Raw genomic sequence first — 17,270 nt, 5'->3', positions numbered from 1 at the left:
CTTTGGCCGTTTGGGCGGCCACGACCCTTTTTTGAGATTGGCCCCACGAGGCGAATCTGACGTTATCCATATAAAAAATTGAGGAGCACATCGATGCGCGTCATTCTGCTGGGAGCTCCCGGGGCCGGTAAAGGTACTCAGGCTAAGTTCATCACCGAAAAATTCGGCATTCCGCAAATCTCCACCGGCGACATGCTGCGTGCAGCGGTCAAGGCCGGCACCGAGTTGGGCATCAAGGCCAAGAGCATCATGGATGCCGGTGGCCTGGTGTCCGATGACCTGATCATCGCACTGGTCAAGGACCGCATCGCCCAGTCCGACTGCGCCAACGGTTTCCTGTTCGACGGCTTCCCGCGCACCATTCCCCAGGCTGAAGCCCTGGTGACTGCCGGCGTCGAGCTGGACGCAGTGGTTGAAATCGCCGTCGAAGACGAAGAAATCGTCCAGCGTATCGCCGGTCGTCGTGTTCACGAGGCCAGCGGCCGCGTGTACCACATCGTCTACAACCCGCCGAAAATCGCCGGCAAGGACGACATCACCGGTGAAGAGCTGGTACAGCGCAAGGACGACACCGAAGAAACCGTGCGTCATCGCCTGTCGGTCTACCACTCCCAGACCAAGCCGCTGGTGGATTTCTACCAGAAGCTGTCGGCTGCCAATGGCAAGCCGCAGTACAGCCATATCGAAGGCGTCGGTTCGGTTGAAGCGATCACCGCCAAGGTGCTTGCAGCCCTGAGCTGAAAAGTCTGAATCGCTTCATCTTCTACGGCCCGCTTGCGGGCCGTAGTTGTTTATACTGACGCACTTTTTCTGACCTCTTGTTACGGATACATCGATGAGCACCTTGCTGGCCCTGGACACCGCGACTGAAGCTTGCTCCGTTGCCTTGCTGCATGACGGCAAGGTCACGAGCCATTACGAGGTGATCCCGCGCCTGCACGCGCAGAAGCTGTTGCCGATGATCAAGCAATTGCTGGCCGATGCTGGGACAACCCTGCAAGCGGTCGATGCCATTGCGTTCGGCCGTGGCCCGGGAGCCTTCACCGGTGTGCGCATCGCCATCGGCGTGGTGCAAGGCCTGGCGTTTGCCCTGGATCGCCCGGTGCTGCCGGTGTCGAACCTGGCCGTGCTGGCGCAACGTGCATTGCGCGAACACGGCGCCACTCAGGTCGCCGCTGCCATCGATGCGCGCATGGATGAAGTGTATTGGGGGTGCTACCGCGAAACGGCCGGGGAGATGCGTCTGGTGGGCGCTGAAGCGGTACTGCCGCCGGAGTCCGCGGCATTGCCGGCCGATGCTGGCGGCGAGTGGTTCGGCGCTGGCACCGGTTGGGGTTATGGCGAACGCATCGCGGTCAACCTGAGCGGCCAGGACGCGGCCATGTTGCCCCATGCCGAAGACCTGCTGACCCTGGCGCGATTTGCCTGGGCGCGTGGCGAGGCGATCGTGGCCGACGAGGCGCAGCCGGTTTATCTGCGTGACAAGGTGGCGACACCTAAAGCGCGTTGATCAAGACCGTTCTTGTGGCGAGGGAGCTTGCTCCCGTTCGACTGCGAAGCAGTCGCAAATCAGGCTATGCGGTGGACTTGATAAGGATTGGGGCCGCTTCGCAGCCCAGCGGGAGCAAGCTCCCTCGCCACAAAATGTGCCACCCACCACCAATCGTCACTTTCTAACCCCAGCTTTTAAACCTTTTGCCTTTAATGTGTTCTAGTTATCACTCGGCGGTTTGCGAAGTGGGTTTTGCGCCACTAAACTGCCATCACTGATTCCGAGTATGCACGTATGCGTATCGACGGCGTTTCCTCTCAGTCCTACCCCATCAAGCGCAAGCCAGGCAAAGGCCGTGTGGTGGAAGACGACGCCGTTGATATCGAAGGCGAGCCGGAATTCCCGACTGAAGAGCAGTTGGCTGCCCGCGCCGCCAAAGCCTCTGCGCAAAAACTGAGCAATCTTCCCGCCCGTCAGCAAGACATGATTTACCACCGTGCCATGAGCAAAAGCGTGGCGACGGCGCTGGCCAGCTACCTGAGTACCGCCGGTTTCGTCGATTGGGATGCGGATGTGCTGGGTCTCGACCTGTACATCTGATGTTGCTTCCGTATTACCTCGGTTGCCCGTCCTGGAGCGAGAACGCCTGGCGCGATTACCTGTATCCGCCGCACGCCAGACCCGCCGAGTTTCTTGATCTCTATTGCCAGGTTTTCAATGCCGTAGAAGGCAACACGACCTTCTACGCCAGCCCGGCTGCCAGCACTGTGCAGCGTTGGGCCGAAACCATGCCGCAGCACTTTCGCTTTACCGCCAAGTTTCCCGGCGAGATCAGCCACGGTGGCGATCTGCGCGAACAGCTGACAGCCGCCGAAACCTTCCTGCAATTGCTCAGTCCGCTGGGTGAACGGGTGTCGCCATTGTGGTTGCAGCTGTCGAAAAACTTCACGCCCCAACGCTTGCCCGAGCTGGCCGGGTTTATCGATGCCCTGCAGCGCCCGCTGGCCGTTGAAGTGCGCCATGGCGATTTTTTCGCCAAGGGTGACAGCGAGCGAATGCTCAATCGTCTGCTGCTGGATCGCGGTGTTGAGCGTATCTGTCTTGATCCCCGTGCGTTGTTCAGTTGCACATCGACCGAGCTTTCGGTGCTTCATGCCCAATCGAAGAAGCCCCGGGTGCCTCCGCGTCCGGCGGCGTTCACGCAGTGTCCGCAGGTGCGTTTTATCGGCCATCCGGTGCTTGAGGCCAACGATCCGTTCCTGGAGCCCTGGGTCGAGAAAATCGCGCTGTGGATCGAACAAGGGCGAACGCCGTATATCTTCCTGCACACCGCCGACAACCTGCTGGCCGCGAAACTGGCGCAGCGTTTTCACGCCAGGCTGATGCTGCGTCTGCCTGGCTTGCCGGCGCTGCCTGAGCTATACAGAGAACCCGTCGCCGAGCAACTTGGCCTGCTCTGAGGCGGATTCTTTCCCCCTCTTCAGGAGCCTGCCCCATGGATGCGCAAACCCTTCGAGCCCAGGCGTTCAAAGCCCTTCACGAACGCTCCGGCGCTTTTGTGATTCCCAATCCGTGGGATGCGGGTTCAGCGAAGATGCTCGCCAGCCTCGGCTTCGAGGCGCTGGCGACCACCAGTGCCGGTTATGCCTTTTCCCAGGGCCGTGCCGATGGCGGCTTGAGCCTCGACGATACCCTGATGAACGTTCAGGCGATTGTCGCCGCCACTGACCTGCCGGTTGCCGTGGATCTGGAAAACGGCTTTGCCGACAACCCGGCCGACTGCGCGAAAAGCATCTTGCGCGCGGCAGAGGCCGGAGCCGTCGGGGGGTCGATTGAAGACGCCACCGGCCGCGAAGAAGGCCCCATCTACTGTTTCGATCACGCTGTGGCGCGCATCGAGGCCTCTGTGGCTGCCGCTCGCAGTTTGCCGTTCCCCTTCACATTGACCGCCCGGGCCGAAAACTTCCTGCACGGCAATCCTGATCTGGCCGACACCATCCGCCGCTTGCAGGCATTCGCCGAGGCCGGTGCCGATGTGCTTTACGCACCCGGTCTGCGCAGCGCCGAGGATGTGTTGGCGGTGGTGCGCGCGGTGGCGCCCAAACCGGTGAATGTGTTGATGTCGGGCGGCTTGAAGCTGACGGTCGCGCAGTTGGCTGAAATGGGCGTCAAACGCATCAGCGTCGGTTCGGCACTGGCGTTGGCGGCCTATGGTGAATTCTTTCGTGCCGCCGAAGAAATCCAGACGTCAGGCACGTTCGGCTTCACTTCGCGGTCGATGCCGTACCAGAAGGCCAATCAGTTCTTCAAAGGCTGAGGGTCAGGCGGCGATACGCAGGTTTTGCAGGATGATCGGGCGCGCCCAACCATTGTCGAAATCCAGTTGTTTCTGCTGTTCCCGCCGTTCTTCTGGCGAGAACGGAGGGAACGGCTTGTCGAGCAGATCGAGTTCGAATTCGGCAATCGGCAGGTGCAGCGGACGTGGTTGCGGGGCAGGGCCGGCTTCCGGCAGCGGCTGACCGGCGTTGAGCACGATCGGGCGAACCCAACCGCTGTCGAAGTCCTGTTGTTTTTGCTGGGCGACGATTTCATCCGCCGGGAACGGTGGGGATGGCTTGTCGGCCAGCTCCATTTCGAATTCGGCAATGGGCAGGAACAGAGGCTCTGGTGGGCGGACCTCGGTCTCTTTGACGTCGCACTCACGCTGGGAAACGATGTGTTCCAGCAGCTCGCTGCCAACGGTCGGCTCGACCGGGCTTTGGAGATCGACCGGTGGGAAATTCAGCGATTCAGGCAGCACATCACCCGACTGATCGGCCAGCGCACGGGCAAAGAAATCCTGCCAGATGTGACTGACACCGCTCAGTGCCTGGGTGTTTCGCAGGTTGTAATTGCCGTAGGGCGATATAAAACCTGTGATTGTGGGTTGAATGTCTGACATTTCTCTCGGTCGACGCTCAGCTCTGGCAAAATGCTCGATAGTTTTGTTATCGGCAGTTTTTGCCGATCATTAATTTTTTGAGCGTGTTTTCCGATGATTGATCAACCCGCGGCCTGCCGCATCCATGTCCAGGCGCTGGACGCGGCTTTCGAGCCACAAGCCGAGCAATGGGCCGAGCGCCTGGGCTTGCCGATGCAAGTGGCGGACGGCGAATTTGCCTTGCAGGTGGGTGACCAGGGCTTGCAGTTGCAACAGCTGGGGCCGGATGCGCCGGGACCGGTGCGGGTGGACTTCGTCGAGGGCGGTGCGGCCCATCGCCGGTTGTATGGCGGCGGCAGCGGGCAGATGATCGCCAAGGCTGTTGGCGTCGCCCAGGGCGTGCGCCCGCGGGTACTGGATGCCACGGCAGGGCTGGGCAAGGACGCATTCGTGCTGGCCAGCCTCGGTTGCGAGATGAGCCTGATCGAGCGTCAGCCGCTGATCGGCGCCTTGCTGGAAGATGGCCTGGCCCGTGGCGCGGAAGATTTCGACGTGGCGCCGATCGTGGCGCGCATGCGGCTGCTCAAGGGCAACTCGATCGAGGTGATGCGCAATTGGGAAGGTGAACCGCCGCAGGTGATCTACCTGGACCCGATGTTCCCGCACCGTGAAAAAACCGCGCTGGTGAAGAAGGAAATGCGCCTGTTCCGGCCGCTGGTGGGCGATGACCCGGATGCGCCGGCCTTGCTCGAAGCGGCGTTGGCCCTGGCCAGCCACCGGGTGGTGGTCAAGCGCCCGCGCAAGGCGCCGTGCATCGACGGGCCGAAGCCGAGCCATGCGCTGGATGGCAAGTCGAGCCGGTACGATATTTATCCGAAGAAGGCGCTCAAGCCTTAAGACCGAGTCGCCTTCATCGCGGGCAAGCCACGCTCCCACAGGTTTTGTGTCTGGCCCAAGACTTGGGAGCACCTCAGACCCTGTGGGAGCGGGCTTGCCCGCGAAAGCGTCAGACCGGACACCCTCAATCGATCAGACTGTCTCAGGCCGATAAGCCCGCATAAACAACCCCACCACTTCCCGCACATGGCTCTCCGCCTCCTCACCGACCGGCGGCTCGCCGCAGCCATACAGCAAGCGGAAATTCCCGGCGCCCTTGAGCAGGCAGAAGAAGTGCTCGGCGGCGTTGTGCGGCTTGTCGATGCTCAGCACGCCACTTTCGTCGATCCGGCTCAGCAAGCGTTCCATGCCATGCAGCATGCGCTCCGGGCCCGCCTCAAAGAAGATTTGCGCGAGTTTCGGGTCCTGGCTGCCCAAGGTCACCATCAGTCGGTGCAGGTTCACTGATTCGTCACTGTTGATCAGCGAATGAAAACCGCGCGCGATGTTCAGCAGCACGGTTTCCACTGCCACGCCTTCGGGCAATTCGAAGAACAGCGGGGGCAATTGCTCCTCGCACTTGGCCACCACGGCGGCGGAGAACAGCGTCTCCTTGTCGTTGAAGTGGCTGTAGACCGTCAGCTTCGACACACCGGCCTCGGCTGCGACGGCATCCATGCTGGTATTGGCATAACCCTTACTCAGAAACAGCACTTTCGCCGCATCGAGAATCGCCTGGCGCTTGACCAGATCCTTGGGTCTGCCTGGGCCATTGGGTGCTGAAAGATTGTTTGGCATATTCGCTTTTATTACTGGACTGGTGAGTTTGCTATTAATAACATACTGCTCAGTATAATTATTCAAAGCACCATTAGCGAAAGGTCCTTCACCATGTTCCGCTATGCCTTGCCCCTCGCGTTGCCAGTCACCCTGGCTTTTTTATTGTCTGCGTGTGGCTCCGACGAAGTGCCGCCAGTCAGCGTGCGCCCGGCCATGGTGGTTCAGCCAGAGCCTTCGGCACAGGCCATGGAGAGTTATCCAGGTGAAGTCCGTGCGCGTTATGAGCCGGACCTGGCGTTCCGCATCGGCGGTAAAGTCAGCCGACGACTGGTCGAGGAAGGGCAGCGGGTCAAGGCCGATCAACCCTTGGCCGAGCTCGACCCTCAGGACGTGCGCCTGCAACTGGAGGCCACCCGGGCCCAGGTCGCTGCAGCTGAAGCCAATTTGAGCATGGTGCGTGCCGAGCGTGATCGCTACAAAACCCTGATGGAGCGTCAGCTGGTCAGCCGTTCGCAGTACGACAATCACGAAAACCTCTACCGCTCCGGCGAAGCGCGCCTCAAGCAAATCAAGGCCGAATTCAACGTTTCCAATAACCAGGCCAGCTACGCGGTACTGCGTGCGCCGCAGGATGGCGTCGTGGCCAAGCGACTGGTGGAAGTCGGGCAAGTCGTGGCCGCGGGGCAAACGGTGTTCACACTGGCGACCGATGGCGAGCGTGAAGTGTTGATCAGCTTGCCGGAACAGAACTTCGGCCGTTTCAAGGTCGGTGAGCCGGTGGCGGTGGAGCTCTGGACCCAGCCCGGCCAGCGTTTCGAAGGGCGCATCCGTGAGCTGTCGCCAGCGGCTGATCCAAAGTCCCGCACCTTCGCGGCGCGCATCGCCTTCACCTCCGGCAAGGTGCCGGTGGAGCTGGGCCAGAGCGCCCGGGTGTTCGTGCAGGCCGCCGACGTGGTGCCTCTGTCCGTTCCACTGTCGGCGCTGACCGCAGAAAACGGTGTGACCTATGTCTGGGTCGTCAGCGCCAACAACACCTTGAAGAAAACCCCGGTGCGAGTGGGTGCCTTCGGTGAGAAAACCGTACCGGTGCTCGAGGGGCTCAACGCCAGCGACTGGGTCGTGGCCGCCGGTGTCCATGTGCTTCTCGACGGGCAGCAGGTGCGTCCGGTGGATCGCTCCAATCGCGTGGTCAATCTGGCGGACAAGGAGTAAGCCCCGATGCGCTTCAACGTTTCCGAATGGGCGCTGCGTAATCGCCAGATCGTATTGTTCCTGATGCTGTTGCTGGCCATCGTCGGCGCACTTTCCTACACCAAACTCGGCCAGAGTGAAGACCCGCCGTTCACCTTCAAGGCCATGGTGATTCGCACCAACTGGCCGGGCGCGACCGCCGAGGAAGTGTCGCGCCAGGTCACCGAACGCATCGAAAAAAAGCTGATGGAAACCGGCGAGTACGAGCGCATTGTTTCGTTCTCGCGGCCCGGGGAATCCCAGGTCACCTTCATTGCGCGTGATTCCATGCACTCCAATGAGATCCCGGAGCTCTGGTATCAGGTGCGCAAGAAAATCAGCGACATCCGTCATACCTTGCCGCCGGGGATTCAGGGGCCGTTCTTCAACGATGAATTCGGTACTACGTTCGGCAACATCTACGCCCTGACCGGCGCGGGTTTCGACTACGCCGTGCTCAAGGATTACGCCGACCGTATCCAGATCCAGCTGCAACGGGTCAAGGATGTGGGCAAGGTCGAATTGCTGGGGTTGCAGGACGAAAAAATCTGGATCGAACTCTCCAACGTCAAGCTCGCCACCCTCGGCTTGCCGCTGGCGGCTGTCCAGCAAGCCCTTGAAGAGCAGAACGCGGTGTCCACGGCAGGCTTCTTCGAAACCAGCAGCGAGCGCTTGCAGCTACGGGTGACAGGGAATTTTCAGACGGTCGAGGAGATCAAGAACTTCCCGATCCGCGTCGGCGATCGCACCTTCCGTATCTCCGATGTGGCTGATGTGCGGCGTGGTTTCAATGATCCTCCGGCGCCGCGCATGCGCTTCATGGCGCAGGACGCCATCGGCCTGGCGGTGGCGATGAAGGACGGCGGTGACATCCTGGTATTGGGCAAGGCACTGGAAGTCGAATTCGCCCGCATCCAGAAAAACCTCCCGGCCGGTATGGAGCTGCGCAAAGTCTCCGACCAGCCGGCGGCGGTGAAAACCGGTGTCGGTGAGTTCGTGCAAGTGCTGGTCGAGGCGCTGGCCATCGTGTTGCTGGTGAGCTTCTTCTCCCTCGGCGTGCGCACCGGCATGGTGGTGGCCCTGGCGATTCCGCTGGTGCTGGCGATGACGTTTGCCAGCATGTATTACCTCGGCATCGGCCTGCACAAGATTTCTCTCGGTGCATTGGTACTGGCGCTGGGCTTGCTGGTGGACGACGCGATCATCGCCGTGGAAATGATGGCGATCAAAATGGAGCAGGGGTTCGACCGGGTCAAGGCCGCGAGTTACGCCTGGACCAGCACTGCGTTCCCGATGCTCACCGGTACGCTGATCACCGCGGCCGGCTTTCTGCCGATTGCCACGGCGCAATCGGGCACTGGCGAATACACCCGTTCGATCTTCGAGGTGGTCACCATCGCGCTGTTGGCGTCGTGGGTGGCTGCTGTGGTTTTCGTGCCGTATCTCGGGGAAAAACTCCTGCCGGACCTGGCGAAGATTCACGCCGCCAAGCACGGTGCCGGCCAACCCGATCCGTATGGCACGCCGTTCTATCAGCGCGTCCGGCGTTTGGTGGAATGGTGTGTGCGCTGGCGCAAAACCGTGATCGCCGCGACTGTGCTGTTGTTCATCGCATCCATTGTTCTGTTCAAGTTTGTGCCGCAGCAGTTCTTCCCGGCATCGGGTCGCCTGGAGTTGATGGTCGACCTGAAACTGGCCGAAGGTGCTTCGCTGAGCAACACCGCCGACGAGGTCAAACGCCTCGAAGCGCTGCTCAAGGACAAGGCAGGGATCGACAACTATGTGGCCTACGTCGGCACCGGTTCGCCGCGTTTCTACCTGCCGCTGGATCAGCAACTGCCGGCGGCGAGCTTCGCCCAGTTTGTCGTTCTGGCGAAAACCATCGAAGAACGGGAAGCCCTGCGCACCTGGTTGATCTCCACCCTCAACGAGCAATTCCCCGCTCTGCGCTCGCGGGTCACGCGTCTGGAAAACGGTCCGCCGGTTGGCTACCCGGTACAGTTCCGCGTGACCGGGGAACACATCGAGGAGGTGCGGGCGCTGGCGCGCAAAGTGGCGGCCAAGGTTCGCGAGAACCCGCATGTGGTCAACGTCCACCTGGATTGGGAAGAACCGAGCAAGGTGGTGTACCTGAACATCGATCAGGACCGCGCGCGGGCGCTGGGCGTGAGCACGGCGAACCTGTCGAAGTTCCTGCAAAGCTCCCTCACCGGTTCCAGCGTCAGCCAGTACCGTGAAGACAACGAGTTGATCGAGATCCTGTTGCGCGGCACCGTGCATGAACGCACCGAGCTGTCATTGCTGCCGAGCCTGGCGGTGCCGACCGATAACGGTCGCAGCGTCGCGCTGTCGCAGATCGCGACCCTGGAGTACGGCTTTGAAGAGGGCATCATCTGGCACCGCAACCGCCTGCCTAACGTGACGGTTCGCGCAGACATCTATGACAAGCAGCAACCGGCGACACTGGTGCAGCAGATCATGCCGACCCTCGATCCGATCCGCGCCGAACTGCCTGACGGCTACTTGCTGGATGTCGGCGGCACCGTTGAAGACTCGGCGCGTGGACAGAACTCGGTGAAGGCCGGCGTGCCGTTGTTCATCGTGGTGGTGTTGACCTTGCTGATGCTGCAACTGCGCAGTTTTTCGCGCACGGCGATGGTGTTTCTGACGGCGCCGCTGGGGTTGATCGGGGTGACGCTGTTTCTGTTGGTGTTCCGCCAGCCATTCGGTTTCGTGGCGATGCTGGGGACTATCGCCTTGTCGGGGATGATCATGCGTAACTCGGTGATTCTGGTGGATCAGATCGAGCAGGACATTGCTGCCGGGTTGAAGCCTTGGCAGGCGATCATCGAGGCGACGGTGCGGCGGTTCCGGCCGATTGTGTTGACGGCACTTGCGGCTGTTCTGGCGATGATTCCGTTGTCACGCAGTGTGTTCTTTGGGCCGATGGCGGTGGCGATCATGGGGGGGTTGATCGTTGCTACGGCGTTGACGCTGCTGTTTTTGCCTGCGCTTTATGCGGCCTGGTTCCGCGTTCGCGAAGAACCCGTTTGACCTTGGCGGCCTTCGGGCCGACCAGGTTCCTGGTTGATTGAGTACATATCCGTTTCTGCGGTAACGGCCGTATATGGACTCCTCCTCGTTGCAAGCCTCCTTCGCTTTGGCGCCCGTGCCGACTGCACACGTATATTCGACCTCTTACTGCGGCATCGTTTTGATGCAGGGCCATGATGGGCTATTCGCGCGTCAGCTCCCAATCGCTTTTACGTGCTTTACGCACCTGGACGTTAAAGGGTTTTGCCGACGCCGGTTCGACCGGTTTGCCATTGCTCGGGTTGCTTCGCAATCGTGGTGTGTGGGGCTTCTCCCGGGATGAATGGATCAGGCCGCTGCCCGACCCGGTTGGTAATCAGTGCCATTGCGCAGCATCGCCCAAGCCATGCGTGCAGTTTTGTTGGCCAGTGCGATGGCGGCCACGTTGGGATGTGAGCGCTCGGCTAAACGGACAGCCCATTGGCTGAGTCGATCGTCTTTGGATTTGGCTGTGCGCAGTGCCGACCGCGCACCGTGGATCATCAGCGTTCGCAGATAAGCATCCCCACGTTTGCTGATGCCAAGCAGTCGATCCTTGCCGCCAGAGCTGTGTTGCTTTGGCGTCAGCCCTAGCGAGGCGGCCAGTTGTCGGCCGTTAGCAAACTGACTGGCATCACCGATGGCAGCAACTAGCGCAGTGGCAATCATCGGGCCGACGCCACGCAGTTGTTGCAAACGGACGGCCGATGGCTCACTTGCCGCGATCGCAGATATCTCGCCATCGAGTTCGCTCACGCGCTCATCAAGTGCGCGCAGGTCATCCCACAAGCCATTCAGCAGACGACGAAAGCGTGCCGTCAAACCGTTATCTGCATCTTCTAGCCAGCACGGTATTGCGCGACGCAGCATCAGTAATTCCTTCGGCGCAACGAGACCGTACTCGGCGATCAGCCCACGAATCTGATTGGCTTTGGCCGTCCGCTGCTCGATTAAGCCGGCCCGGATGCGATGCGTCGCCTGGATATCCTGTTGTTCGATGGTCTTGACGGCGACGAAGCGCATGCTGGGGCGGCTCATCGCTTCGCAGATTGCCTCGGCATCGTTGGCGTCGTTCTTGTTGCTCTTGACGTACGGTTTGACGAACTGCGGCGCGATCAGCCTCACCCGAAATCCGCGTGCTTGTAGTTGCCGCGCCCAATGGTGCGCACCACCGCAACTTTCCATGCCGATCTCACAGCCGGGTTCGATCTTCTCCAGCACCGTTTGCAGCCAGCGATCGCGAGGCAGACGCTGCCGCCAGACTGGCTGCTCATGACGATCCACGCCGTGGATCTGAAACACGTTCTTGGCCAAGTCGACCCCAATGCGCATAAGCTTCATGTGTGGACTCCTTCTCACGGTTGACTGCGGTTCGCACCTTCAGTCTGGCACTCAAGATGCCGAGGTGAGGAGGAGTCCATCCCATTGCTTATGGTTCCGCTCTTACAGCGGGTCACTTTGGCAAACGCCCCAAAGTAACCAAAGGTCTCGCCCCTTACGTACGGCCCCTCGCTGAGGCTCGGGGTTCCTTCGCTCCGGCATTCATCCGGGGGCATCGCCTCCGGTCGGCTTCGCTTCGACCTCCTCTCGATGTGTTCGGCTTCGCCGAACGGCGCTGCGCGCCCACCCCCGGATGAACGCCTCCACTCAGCCTGCCGAGGGGGCGGGTGGATCAAGATCAAGAGCGGCAGGCGAGCTAACGCTCGGCCTGTTGAGTGGTGAAGATCGAAGGTGTACGCCGATCTGCCTTTGCTCTTCTGTGGGAGCGAGCCTGCTCGCGAAGGCGGCCTGACAGCCGACCAATTTCTTTCAGATGTACTCGGTCAAATTGTGGGAGCGAGCCTGCTCGCGAAGGCGGCCTGACAGCCGACCAATTTCTTTCAGATGTCCCCGGCCCAACTGTGGGAGCGAGCTTGCTCGCGATGGCTGCCCAACAGTCAACAACGTTTACCGCCCAAGCCAACCATTCAGACCATTCCCACAAGACTTTCAGCTTGCCCGTCAGAAGCACGATCTCTAGCCTTTGTCCGTCGCTGCCAATTCAGCGACCGGGACTGCAAGCCCGCGAATAGTCGTTAGGCGCCTACTTTGGGAGCTTCGCAATGATCAAAGACAGTCCTGATTACTCTGCCTCTGAATCCGAGAAACAAACGAGAATTTCAAACCGCCCCTGCCCAATTTTCACCATCCACCCAGGCGTCGACTCCGAAACCCTGCTGGTCCATGCCTACGAAACCCTCGCCTCAGCCAATGTAATGGCAACCGAACTGTCGTCCATCCTGACCGGCCCAACCTGCAATCTGGCACTCGGCATTCAGCAGATGATTGTCCTGGCGCAGCTATCGGTGAATCGCGTGCTGGATCAATTGGATTCGCCTCAATAGCCCAACGGAAAAGCCCGCTGAACCTTTGAAGGTCGGCGGGCTTTTGGTTGTTGCCGTCAGTTGAAAATTACAAGGTCCCAAATACCTTCTTCGCCAAACTGGTCGCCGCAGCCGCCGGGTTCTGGCGGATGGTTTCTTCCTGTTTGCCGATTATTTCGAACAAGCCATTCAACGCCTGTTCGGTGACGTAGTTTTCGACGTTGGCATTCTTCGCGTCCAATACGCCCATGGTTGCCGCTTGTCCGGCGAACGAGTTGTACTGCTGGGCCAGGCCGACCTTGTCGGTGGCTTGCTTGACGATAGGCAGGAACTTGGCGCGGATCTGTTCGCGGCTGGTCTTGTTGAGGTATTGGGTGGCCGAGTCGTTGCCGCCGCTGAGGATGCCCTTGGCGTCTTCCACGGTCATTTTCTTCACGGCATCGACGAGGATTGGCTGGGCTTGGGTCACGGCGGTTTCGGCCGCTTTGTTCATGCTGGCTTCCAGTTCATCGACCTGGTCACCCATGCCGAACTGTTTCATTTTACTCGCGACCTTGCCCAGTTTGCCCGGCAGTTCGATTTTTACATCCGGGTTGTTGCTGAAGCCGCCCGGGGTGCCGAGCTGTTTCACGGCCAGTTGCGCGCCTTGGGTCAGTGCGTCCTTGAGCCCGCCGGTGGCGTCTTTCTGCGACAGGTCGCTGAGGGATAGCGCCAGGGCGTTGGCACAGATCATCAAACCTGCGCACAGGCCGGCAAAACGAAGGGTAGGGCGGAGCATGGCAGCTTCCTTGTTCAGAAAAGAGAGAGTTAGCGAACGGCGTCGACGCGGATTTTCAGCGGTTGCGGGTCCTTGCCATCAAGACGCACGGCATGGTGTTCGGTGGTGATGAACATCAGCTTTCCGTCGACTTCGATGCGCGCGCTGACCGAGTAGCGATGGCCTGGTTTGACCTGTGCCGGATCGTAACTCAGATGAAACGGCAGTGGCACCTGGCCTTTGACCGGACCGTTCTGTTCGTCGAGGACAATGGCCGGTGCGTCGGCCAGAGACACGTCCTGCAAGCTCACGCTCAGGGTAGCTGTGGGCGGCAGAGCGCTGCGTTGCAGGTAAAAGACTTCGCCGTAGAGGCTGGTCTTCGGGGCAGGTTGCAGGGATTGGCAGGCGCCGAGCAAAACCGTAAGCCCGAGGAGAGAGAGTTTTTTCATGAAGCGGATCCTTGTCATTGGCGCCCGAAGAAGACCGGCGCCAACGACAATTTAACGGATTTTACCGAGGATATCGCCCAACTTGCCTCGGGGGTGTTTTCAGACGAGGTTGACCAGCACTTCCTGCTCTACATCATCCCCCAGCTCTACCTGGTGTTGTTGAGTGGTGGCGAAGAGCAGGCGGTCTTAGTGGGTGATACTCGCGCTGATCGCATAGGTATGGCCGGGCCGGGCATCAGCAAGGTTGCACGCCAGGTTGAAGCCCAGCCCGGCTTTTTCTGCATTGGTAGTGATCTGTACGTCCAGTTCCTTCGCGACGACATCTTGCAGGCTGACATCCAGCAGGCGGACATGAAGAGTCGAGTTAGGCGGCAGCCCAATTTTTTCCAGGTAATACACTCTGCCGATGATGATGAAGAGGGGTTCGCTGCTCATATTGATTTCCTTATCGATTGATCGTCGGTAGTGACGAGGGCCCAGCATAGGGTCGAGGTAGCGATTTCAATGTAGGGGGATTCCTGCGGATAGGGGCGAAGTTGGATTGACATGAGTCAGAAGCGTCCTTGCTTCAGTCATAAAACCCACGCGCAGTGATCTGAGTGATTCAGACTGGCGTTACCAACTCCGCCGCATCTTCACTGCGATGCAACGCCACCTGCCGGATCGACAAACGGATCTCCGCCGGCAACACCCGTTTGGCCGCGCCTTCGGCCAGTTCGCCGAGCAGTTCGTGATAACTGAGCTTGCCCGCTTCATCGCGCTTGAGCACGTCAAGGTCGAGCATCGTCTGGATGAAGTGGCGGAACAGGCTCTTGTCGAAGAACTCCGGGGCGTTCAGGCCATGCAGGATCGACAGGCGCTGGGCCATGACCGTGCACAGGTCTTCCAGCTCTTCGGCGCTGATGCTGTTCTGGCCGCTGTTGAGCAGCAGGGACACGGTCATGTAGAAGCGCTGCAGGGTCTGGGCGATGCTTTTCGACAGCAGCGTCAGCAGCACGAAATGCCGCGAGCTTGGCGCCGGGCGCAGGTACACGTCGTTCTCGAAACGCAGCAGGCCTTGCTCGACGAACGCTTCCAGCCACTGGTCGATCACTGCATCCAATTCGTCCAGCGACCAGCGAATGAACAGCTCCGCTTGCAGGTACGGGTACAGCGCGCGGGTGTAGCGCAGGATCTGTTCGCGGCTCATGCGCGAGGCGCTCTGGAAGAAGCTCGCCAGCAGCGCTGGCAGGGCGAAGATGTGCAATACGTTGTTGCGGTAGTAGGTCATCAGGACGGCGTTCTGTTCATCCAGATACAGAATCTTGCCCAAGGCATCGCTCTGCTCGGACAGCAGGTCCATGTCCTTCACGTGTTCGATCAGCGTCCGGCCGTCACCTTCCGGCAGGGTGGTGTGCGGCGAGTACGGCACCTTGCGCAGCAGCGCCAGATACAGGTCGAGCACCCGTGCCATGGCGCGGTCGTCCAGGGCCAGGCGGCTGGTGGACAGCAGTGCGAGGGCAACGAGGTTGACCGGGTTGATCGCTGCTGCTTCGTTCAGATGCTGGGCAACCTTCTCGCCGAGGCGGTTGGTGGTTTCGTTGAGCCAGGCCGGTCTGAACTGCGGGCCGAGTTCCTGTTGGCGCCAGTCCGGCTGTTCGCTGTCGAGGAATTCCGCGAGTTTGATCGGCTCGCCGAAGTTCACCGCTACCTGGCCGAAGCGCTGCTTGAGTGCGCCGATGACTTTGAAGATGTCGAAGATCGATTCTTTCTTCTTGGCCGCACCGCGCAACTCGCCGAGGTAGGTCCGGCCTTCCAGTACGCGCTCGTAGCCGATGTACACCGGCACGAACACGATCGGCATGCGCGACGAACGCAGGAAGCTGCGCAGGGTGATCGCCAGCATCCCGGTCTTCGGTTGCAGCATTCGCCCGGTGCGCGAACGACCGCCCTCGACGAAATACTCCACCGGGAAGCCCTTGGTGAACAGGGTGTGCAGGTATTCGTTGAACACCGAGGTGTACAGCGGGTTGCCCTTGAACGTTCGGCGCATGAAAAACGCACCGCCACGACGCAGCAGGCCGCCGATCACCGGCATGTTCAGGTTGATCCCGGCGGCGATGTGCGGCGGGGTCAGGCCGTTGCGGAACAGCAGGTAGGACAGCAGCAGATAATCGATATGGCTGCGGTGGCAGGGGACGTAGATCACTTCGTGACCCTGGGCGACCTTCTGCACGCCTTCGATGTGGTTGACCTTGATGCCGTCGTAGATCTTGTTCCAGAACCAGCTCAGCACCACTTCCATAAAACGGATGGCGGTGTAGGTGTAGTCCGAGGCGATTTCGTTACCATAGCGCAAGGCCTGGGCCTTGGCTTTTTCCGGTGAAATGTTCTCGCGTTCGGCTTCGTCGAGGATCGCTTGTCTGACCTGCGGCTGGTTCAGCAGGCCCTTGACCAGGTTGCGACGGTGGGAAATGTCCGGGCCGATCACCGCCGCCTTCAGGTTGCGAAAGTGCACCCGCAGGATGCGCTGGGCCATGCGCACGGTTCGCTCGTGGCCTTTGTTGTGCTCGATCAGTTCGCGCAGGTGGATCGGCGCGGAGAACTGCACGCGGGTCTTGCGCCCCAACACGATGATGCTCAGCAAGCGACGCAGACGCCCGGTCACCGCCCAGCTATCGGCGAACAGGAGTTTCCACGGGCTGTTTTCGCTGTCCGGCGACTGACCCCAGAACACGCTGACTGGAATGATCTGCGCGTCTTCGGCAGCGTTCTGGCTCAGGGCGCTGACCAGGCGAGTCAAGGTTGGCGGCGCGCCGCGCTTGTCCTGGCGGCCGAGCCAGTCCGGGTCCGGCGTCAGGTAGAAGAACGCGGCCGGTTCCAGCAGGTTGCCCACCGATACCGGTAGCACGGGGCGCGGCAGACCGGCCTTGCTGCACTCGGTGTCAACCACGGCAAGGTCGGTCAACGAAGGGTTTTGCAGGACGTAGAACACCGGACGACTGCGGTCGAGGTTGAGGGTGAACGACGACTGGTTGATCGTCTCCGAGCGAACCCAGAGGTACAACAGTCGGCGCAGGGTGCCAAACACAAGACGGCGGAACGGGGAACGGGTCATACGGCTTCTGCGTGAGTTTATGAAACCAAGCGTTTGCTCGGGCGCTGCGTAGTGTGCCGGATTCGTCGAAAATCGGCAAAAAAGCGGCGAAGTAAAGTGCTATTGAGAGTTTCAGCGTCTGTCATATACTCGGCGCTCTGTCGCCGTTGCCCTCATGGGACCGGTATGCGCAGGCTGACGTTCCCGAGGCTTTCCTGCGAAAAGCCCGATCAATAATAAAAAGGGAGTATGAAC

The 17,270-nt window shown here is 60.4% G+C and carries 16 protein-coding genes; 9 read left to right on the top strand and 7 right to left on the bottom strand.

Annotated features, from left to right (window positions below; all coding sequences use genetic code 11):
- Positions 1 to 93: 93 nt before the first annotated feature.
- The 5 genes from adk to CD175_RS23965 all read left to right on the top strand — a co-directional run bounded on the left by adk (position 94) and on the right by CD175_RS23965 (position 3,809).
- Entirely contained in the window at positions 94 to 741 is a 648-nt protein-coding gene (adk, locus tag CD175_RS23985; RefSeq protein WP_007990793.1) for an adenylate kinase, read from the top strand.
- Positions 742 to 835: 94 nt separating this feature from the next.
- Positions 836 to 1,510, top strand: coding sequence for a tRNA (adenosine(37)-N6)-threonylcarbamoyltransferase complex dimerization subunit type 1 TsaB (tsaB, locus tag CD175_RS23980; RefSeq protein ID WP_007975013.1), 675 nt, complete (start codon positions 836 to 838; stop codon positions 1,508 to 1,510).
- A 276-nt stretch (positions 1,511 to 1,786) separates the two neighbouring features.
- Positions 1,787 to 2,092, top strand: coding sequence for a hypothetical protein (locus tag CD175_RS23975; RefSeq protein WP_104450701.1), 306 nt, complete (start codon positions 1,787 to 1,789; stop codon positions 2,090 to 2,092).
- A complete protein-coding gene (locus tag CD175_RS23970; protein WP_104450700.1) occupies positions 2,092 to 2,952 on the top strand; it encodes a DUF72 domain-containing protein in 861 nt (286 codons plus the stop codon). The genes CD175_RS23975 and CD175_RS23970 overlap by 1 nt, the downstream gene beginning before the upstream one ends.
- Before the next feature lie 35 nt (positions 2,953 to 2,987).
- Entirely contained in the window at positions 2,988 to 3,809 is an 822-nt protein-coding gene (locus CD175_RS23965; protein WP_104450699.1) for an isocitrate lyase/PEP mutase family protein, read from the top strand.
- A gap of 3 nt (positions 3,810 to 3,812) precedes the next feature.
- On the opposite strand, the gene CD175_RS23960 is transcribed toward CD175_RS23965, so the two are convergent.
- Entirely contained in the window at positions 3,813 to 4,433 is a 621-nt protein-coding gene (locus CD175_RS23960) for an energy transducer TonB (RefSeq protein WP_104450698.1), read from the bottom strand.
- A gap of 93 nt (positions 4,434 to 4,526) precedes the next feature.
- Here CD175_RS23960 and CD175_RS23955 point away from each other — a divergent pair, with 93 nt between their 5' ends.
- Positions 4,527 to 5,309 carry a class I SAM-dependent methyltransferase gene (locus tag CD175_RS23955; protein ID WP_007995774.1) on the top strand — a complete coding sequence of 261 codons (783 nt, stop codon included), beginning with the start codon at positions 4,527 to 4,529 and terminating at the stop codon, positions 5,307 to 5,309.
- A gap of 132 nt (positions 5,310 to 5,441) precedes the next feature.
- On the opposite strand, the gene CD175_RS23950 is transcribed toward CD175_RS23955, so the two are convergent.
- On the bottom strand, positions 5,442 to 6,086 hold the full coding sequence (locus CD175_RS23950) for a TetR/AcrR family transcriptional regulator (RefSeq protein WP_104450697.1): 645 nt from the start codon (positions 6,084 to 6,086) through the stop codon (positions 5,442 to 5,444).
- A gap of 93 nt (positions 6,087 to 6,179) precedes the next feature.
- Between CD175_RS23950 and CD175_RS23945 the strand changes: the two genes are divergently transcribed.
- Both CD175_RS23945 and CD175_RS23940 read left to right on the top strand, forming a co-directional pair.
- Positions 6,180 to 7,280, top strand: coding sequence for an efflux RND transporter periplasmic adaptor subunit (locus CD175_RS23945; protein WP_095965023.1), 1,101 nt, complete (start codon positions 6,180 to 6,182; stop codon positions 7,278 to 7,280).
- 6 nt (positions 7,281 to 7,286) lie between these two features.
- Positions 7,287 to 10,352 (top strand): efflux RND transporter permease subunit, encoded by a 3,066-nt coding sequence (locus tag CD175_RS23940; protein WP_104450696.1) that lies wholly within the window; start codon positions 7,287 to 7,289, stop codon positions 10,350 to 10,352.
- A 327-nt stretch (positions 10,353 to 10,679) separates the two neighbouring features.
- On the opposite strand, the gene CD175_RS23935 is transcribed toward CD175_RS23940, so the two are convergent.
- Complete coding sequence (locus CD175_RS23935) at positions 10,680 to 11,711, bottom strand: IS110 family RNA-guided transposase (RefSeq protein ID WP_104447599.1); 1,032 nt, start codon at positions 11,709 to 11,711, stop codon at positions 10,680 to 10,682.
- 761 nt (positions 11,712 to 12,472) lie between these two features.
- Between CD175_RS23935 and CD175_RS23925 the strand changes: the two genes are divergently transcribed.
- A complete protein-coding gene (locus tag CD175_RS23925; RefSeq protein ID WP_104450695.1) occupies positions 12,473 to 12,754 on the top strand; it encodes a DUF6124 family protein in 282 nt (93 codons plus the stop codon).
- 67 nt (positions 12,755 to 12,821) lie between these two features.
- Here the strand turns inward: CD175_RS23925 and CD175_RS23920 are convergent, their stop codons facing one another.
- The 4 genes from CD175_RS23920 to plsB form a co-directional block, all read right to left on the bottom strand.
- Entirely contained in the window at positions 12,822 to 13,511 is a 690-nt protein-coding gene (locus CD175_RS23920) for a DUF4197 domain-containing protein (RefSeq protein ID WP_104450694.1), read from the bottom strand.
- A gap of 29 nt (positions 13,512 to 13,540) precedes the next feature.
- Positions 13,541 to 13,939, bottom strand: coding sequence for a YbaY family lipoprotein (locus CD175_RS23915; RefSeq protein WP_104450693.1), 399 nt, complete (start codon positions 13,937 to 13,939; stop codon positions 13,541 to 13,543).
- Between the two features lie 186 nt (positions 13,940 to 14,125).
- The gene (locus tag CD175_RS23910; RefSeq protein ID WP_240629024.1) at positions 14,126 to 14,374 is read right to left on the bottom strand and encodes a YbaY family lipoprotein; all 249 of its coding nucleotides are present in this window, start codon (positions 14,372 to 14,374) and stop codon (positions 14,126 to 14,128) included.
- Positions 14,375 to 14,543: 169 nt separating this feature from the next.
- Complete coding sequence (gene plsB, locus CD175_RS23905) at positions 14,544 to 17,036, bottom strand: glycerol-3-phosphate 1-O-acyltransferase PlsB (protein ID WP_104450692.1); 2,493 nt, start codon at positions 17,034 to 17,036, stop codon at positions 14,544 to 14,546.
- Positions 17,037 to 17,270 lie beyond the last annotated feature (234 nt).

The sequence above is a fragment of the Pseudomonas laurylsulfatiphila genome (assembly GCF_002934665.1).
GTDB lineage: Bacteria > Pseudomonadota > Gammaproteobacteria > Pseudomonadales > Pseudomonadaceae > Aquipseudomonas > Aquipseudomonas laurylsulfatiphila.
This window is presented reverse-complemented; position numbering and strand designations above follow the sequence as displayed.

What these genes read in the sequence shown, in the direction of transcription:
- adk (WP_007990793.1), top strand. Translation starts at nt 94, where the DNA reads ATGCGCGTCATTCTGCTGGGAGCTCCCGGGGCCGGTAAAGGTACTCAG.
- tsaB (WP_007975013.1), top strand. Translation starts at nt 836, where the DNA reads ATGAGCACCTTGCTGGCCCTGGACACCGCGACTGAAGCTTGCTCCGTT.
- CD175_RS23975 (WP_104450701.1), top strand. Translation starts at nt 1,787, where the DNA reads ATGCGTATCGACGGCGTTTCCTCTCAGTCCTACCCCATCAAGCGCAAG.
- CD175_RS23970 (WP_104450700.1), top strand. Translation starts at nt 2,092, where the DNA reads ATGTTGCTTCCGTATTACCTCGGTTGCCCGTCCTGGAGCGAGAACGCC.
- CD175_RS23965 (WP_104450699.1), top strand. Translation starts at nt 2,988, where the DNA reads ATGGATGCGCAAACCCTTCGAGCCCAGGCGTTCAAAGCCCTTCACGAA.
- CD175_RS23960 (WP_104450698.1), bottom strand. Translation starts at nt 4,433, where the DNA reads ATGTCAGACATTCAACCCACAATCACAGGTTTTATATCGCCCTACGGC.
- CD175_RS23955 (WP_007995774.1), top strand. Translation starts at nt 4,527, where the DNA reads ATGATTGATCAACCCGCGGCCTGCCGCATCCATGTCCAGGCGCTGGAC.
- CD175_RS23950 (WP_104450697.1), bottom strand. Translation starts at nt 6,086, where the DNA reads ATGCCAAACAATCTTTCAGCACCCAATGGCCCAGGCAGACCCAAGGAT.
- CD175_RS23945 (WP_095965023.1), top strand. Translation starts at nt 6,180, where the DNA reads ATGTTCCGCTATGCCTTGCCCCTCGCGTTGCCAGTCACCCTGGCTTTT.
- CD175_RS23940 (WP_104450696.1), top strand. Translation starts at nt 7,287, where the DNA reads ATGCGCTTCAACGTTTCCGAATGGGCGCTGCGTAATCGCCAGATCGTA.
- CD175_RS23935 (WP_104447599.1), bottom strand. Translation starts at nt 11,711, where the DNA reads ATGAAGCTTATGCGCATTGGGGTCGACTTGGCCAAGAACGTGTTTCAG.
- CD175_RS23925 (WP_104450695.1), top strand. Translation starts at nt 12,473, where the DNA reads ATGATCAAAGACAGTCCTGATTACTCTGCCTCTGAATCCGAGAAACAA.
- CD175_RS23920 (WP_104450694.1), bottom strand. Translation starts at nt 13,511, where the DNA reads ATGCTCCGCCCTACCCTTCGTTTTGCCGGCCTGTGCGCAGGTTTGATG.
- CD175_RS23915 (WP_104450693.1), bottom strand. Translation starts at nt 13,939, where the DNA reads ATGAAAAAACTCTCTCTCCTCGGGCTTACGGTTTTGCTCGGCGCCTGC.
- CD175_RS23910 (WP_240629024.1), bottom strand. Translation starts at nt 14,374, where the DNA reads ATGAGCAGCGAACCCCTCTTCATCATCATCGGCAGAGTGTATTACCTG.
- plsB (WP_104450692.1), bottom strand. Translation starts at nt 17,036, where the DNA reads ATGACCCGTTCCCCGTTCCGCCGTCTTGTGTTTGGCACCCTGCGCCGA.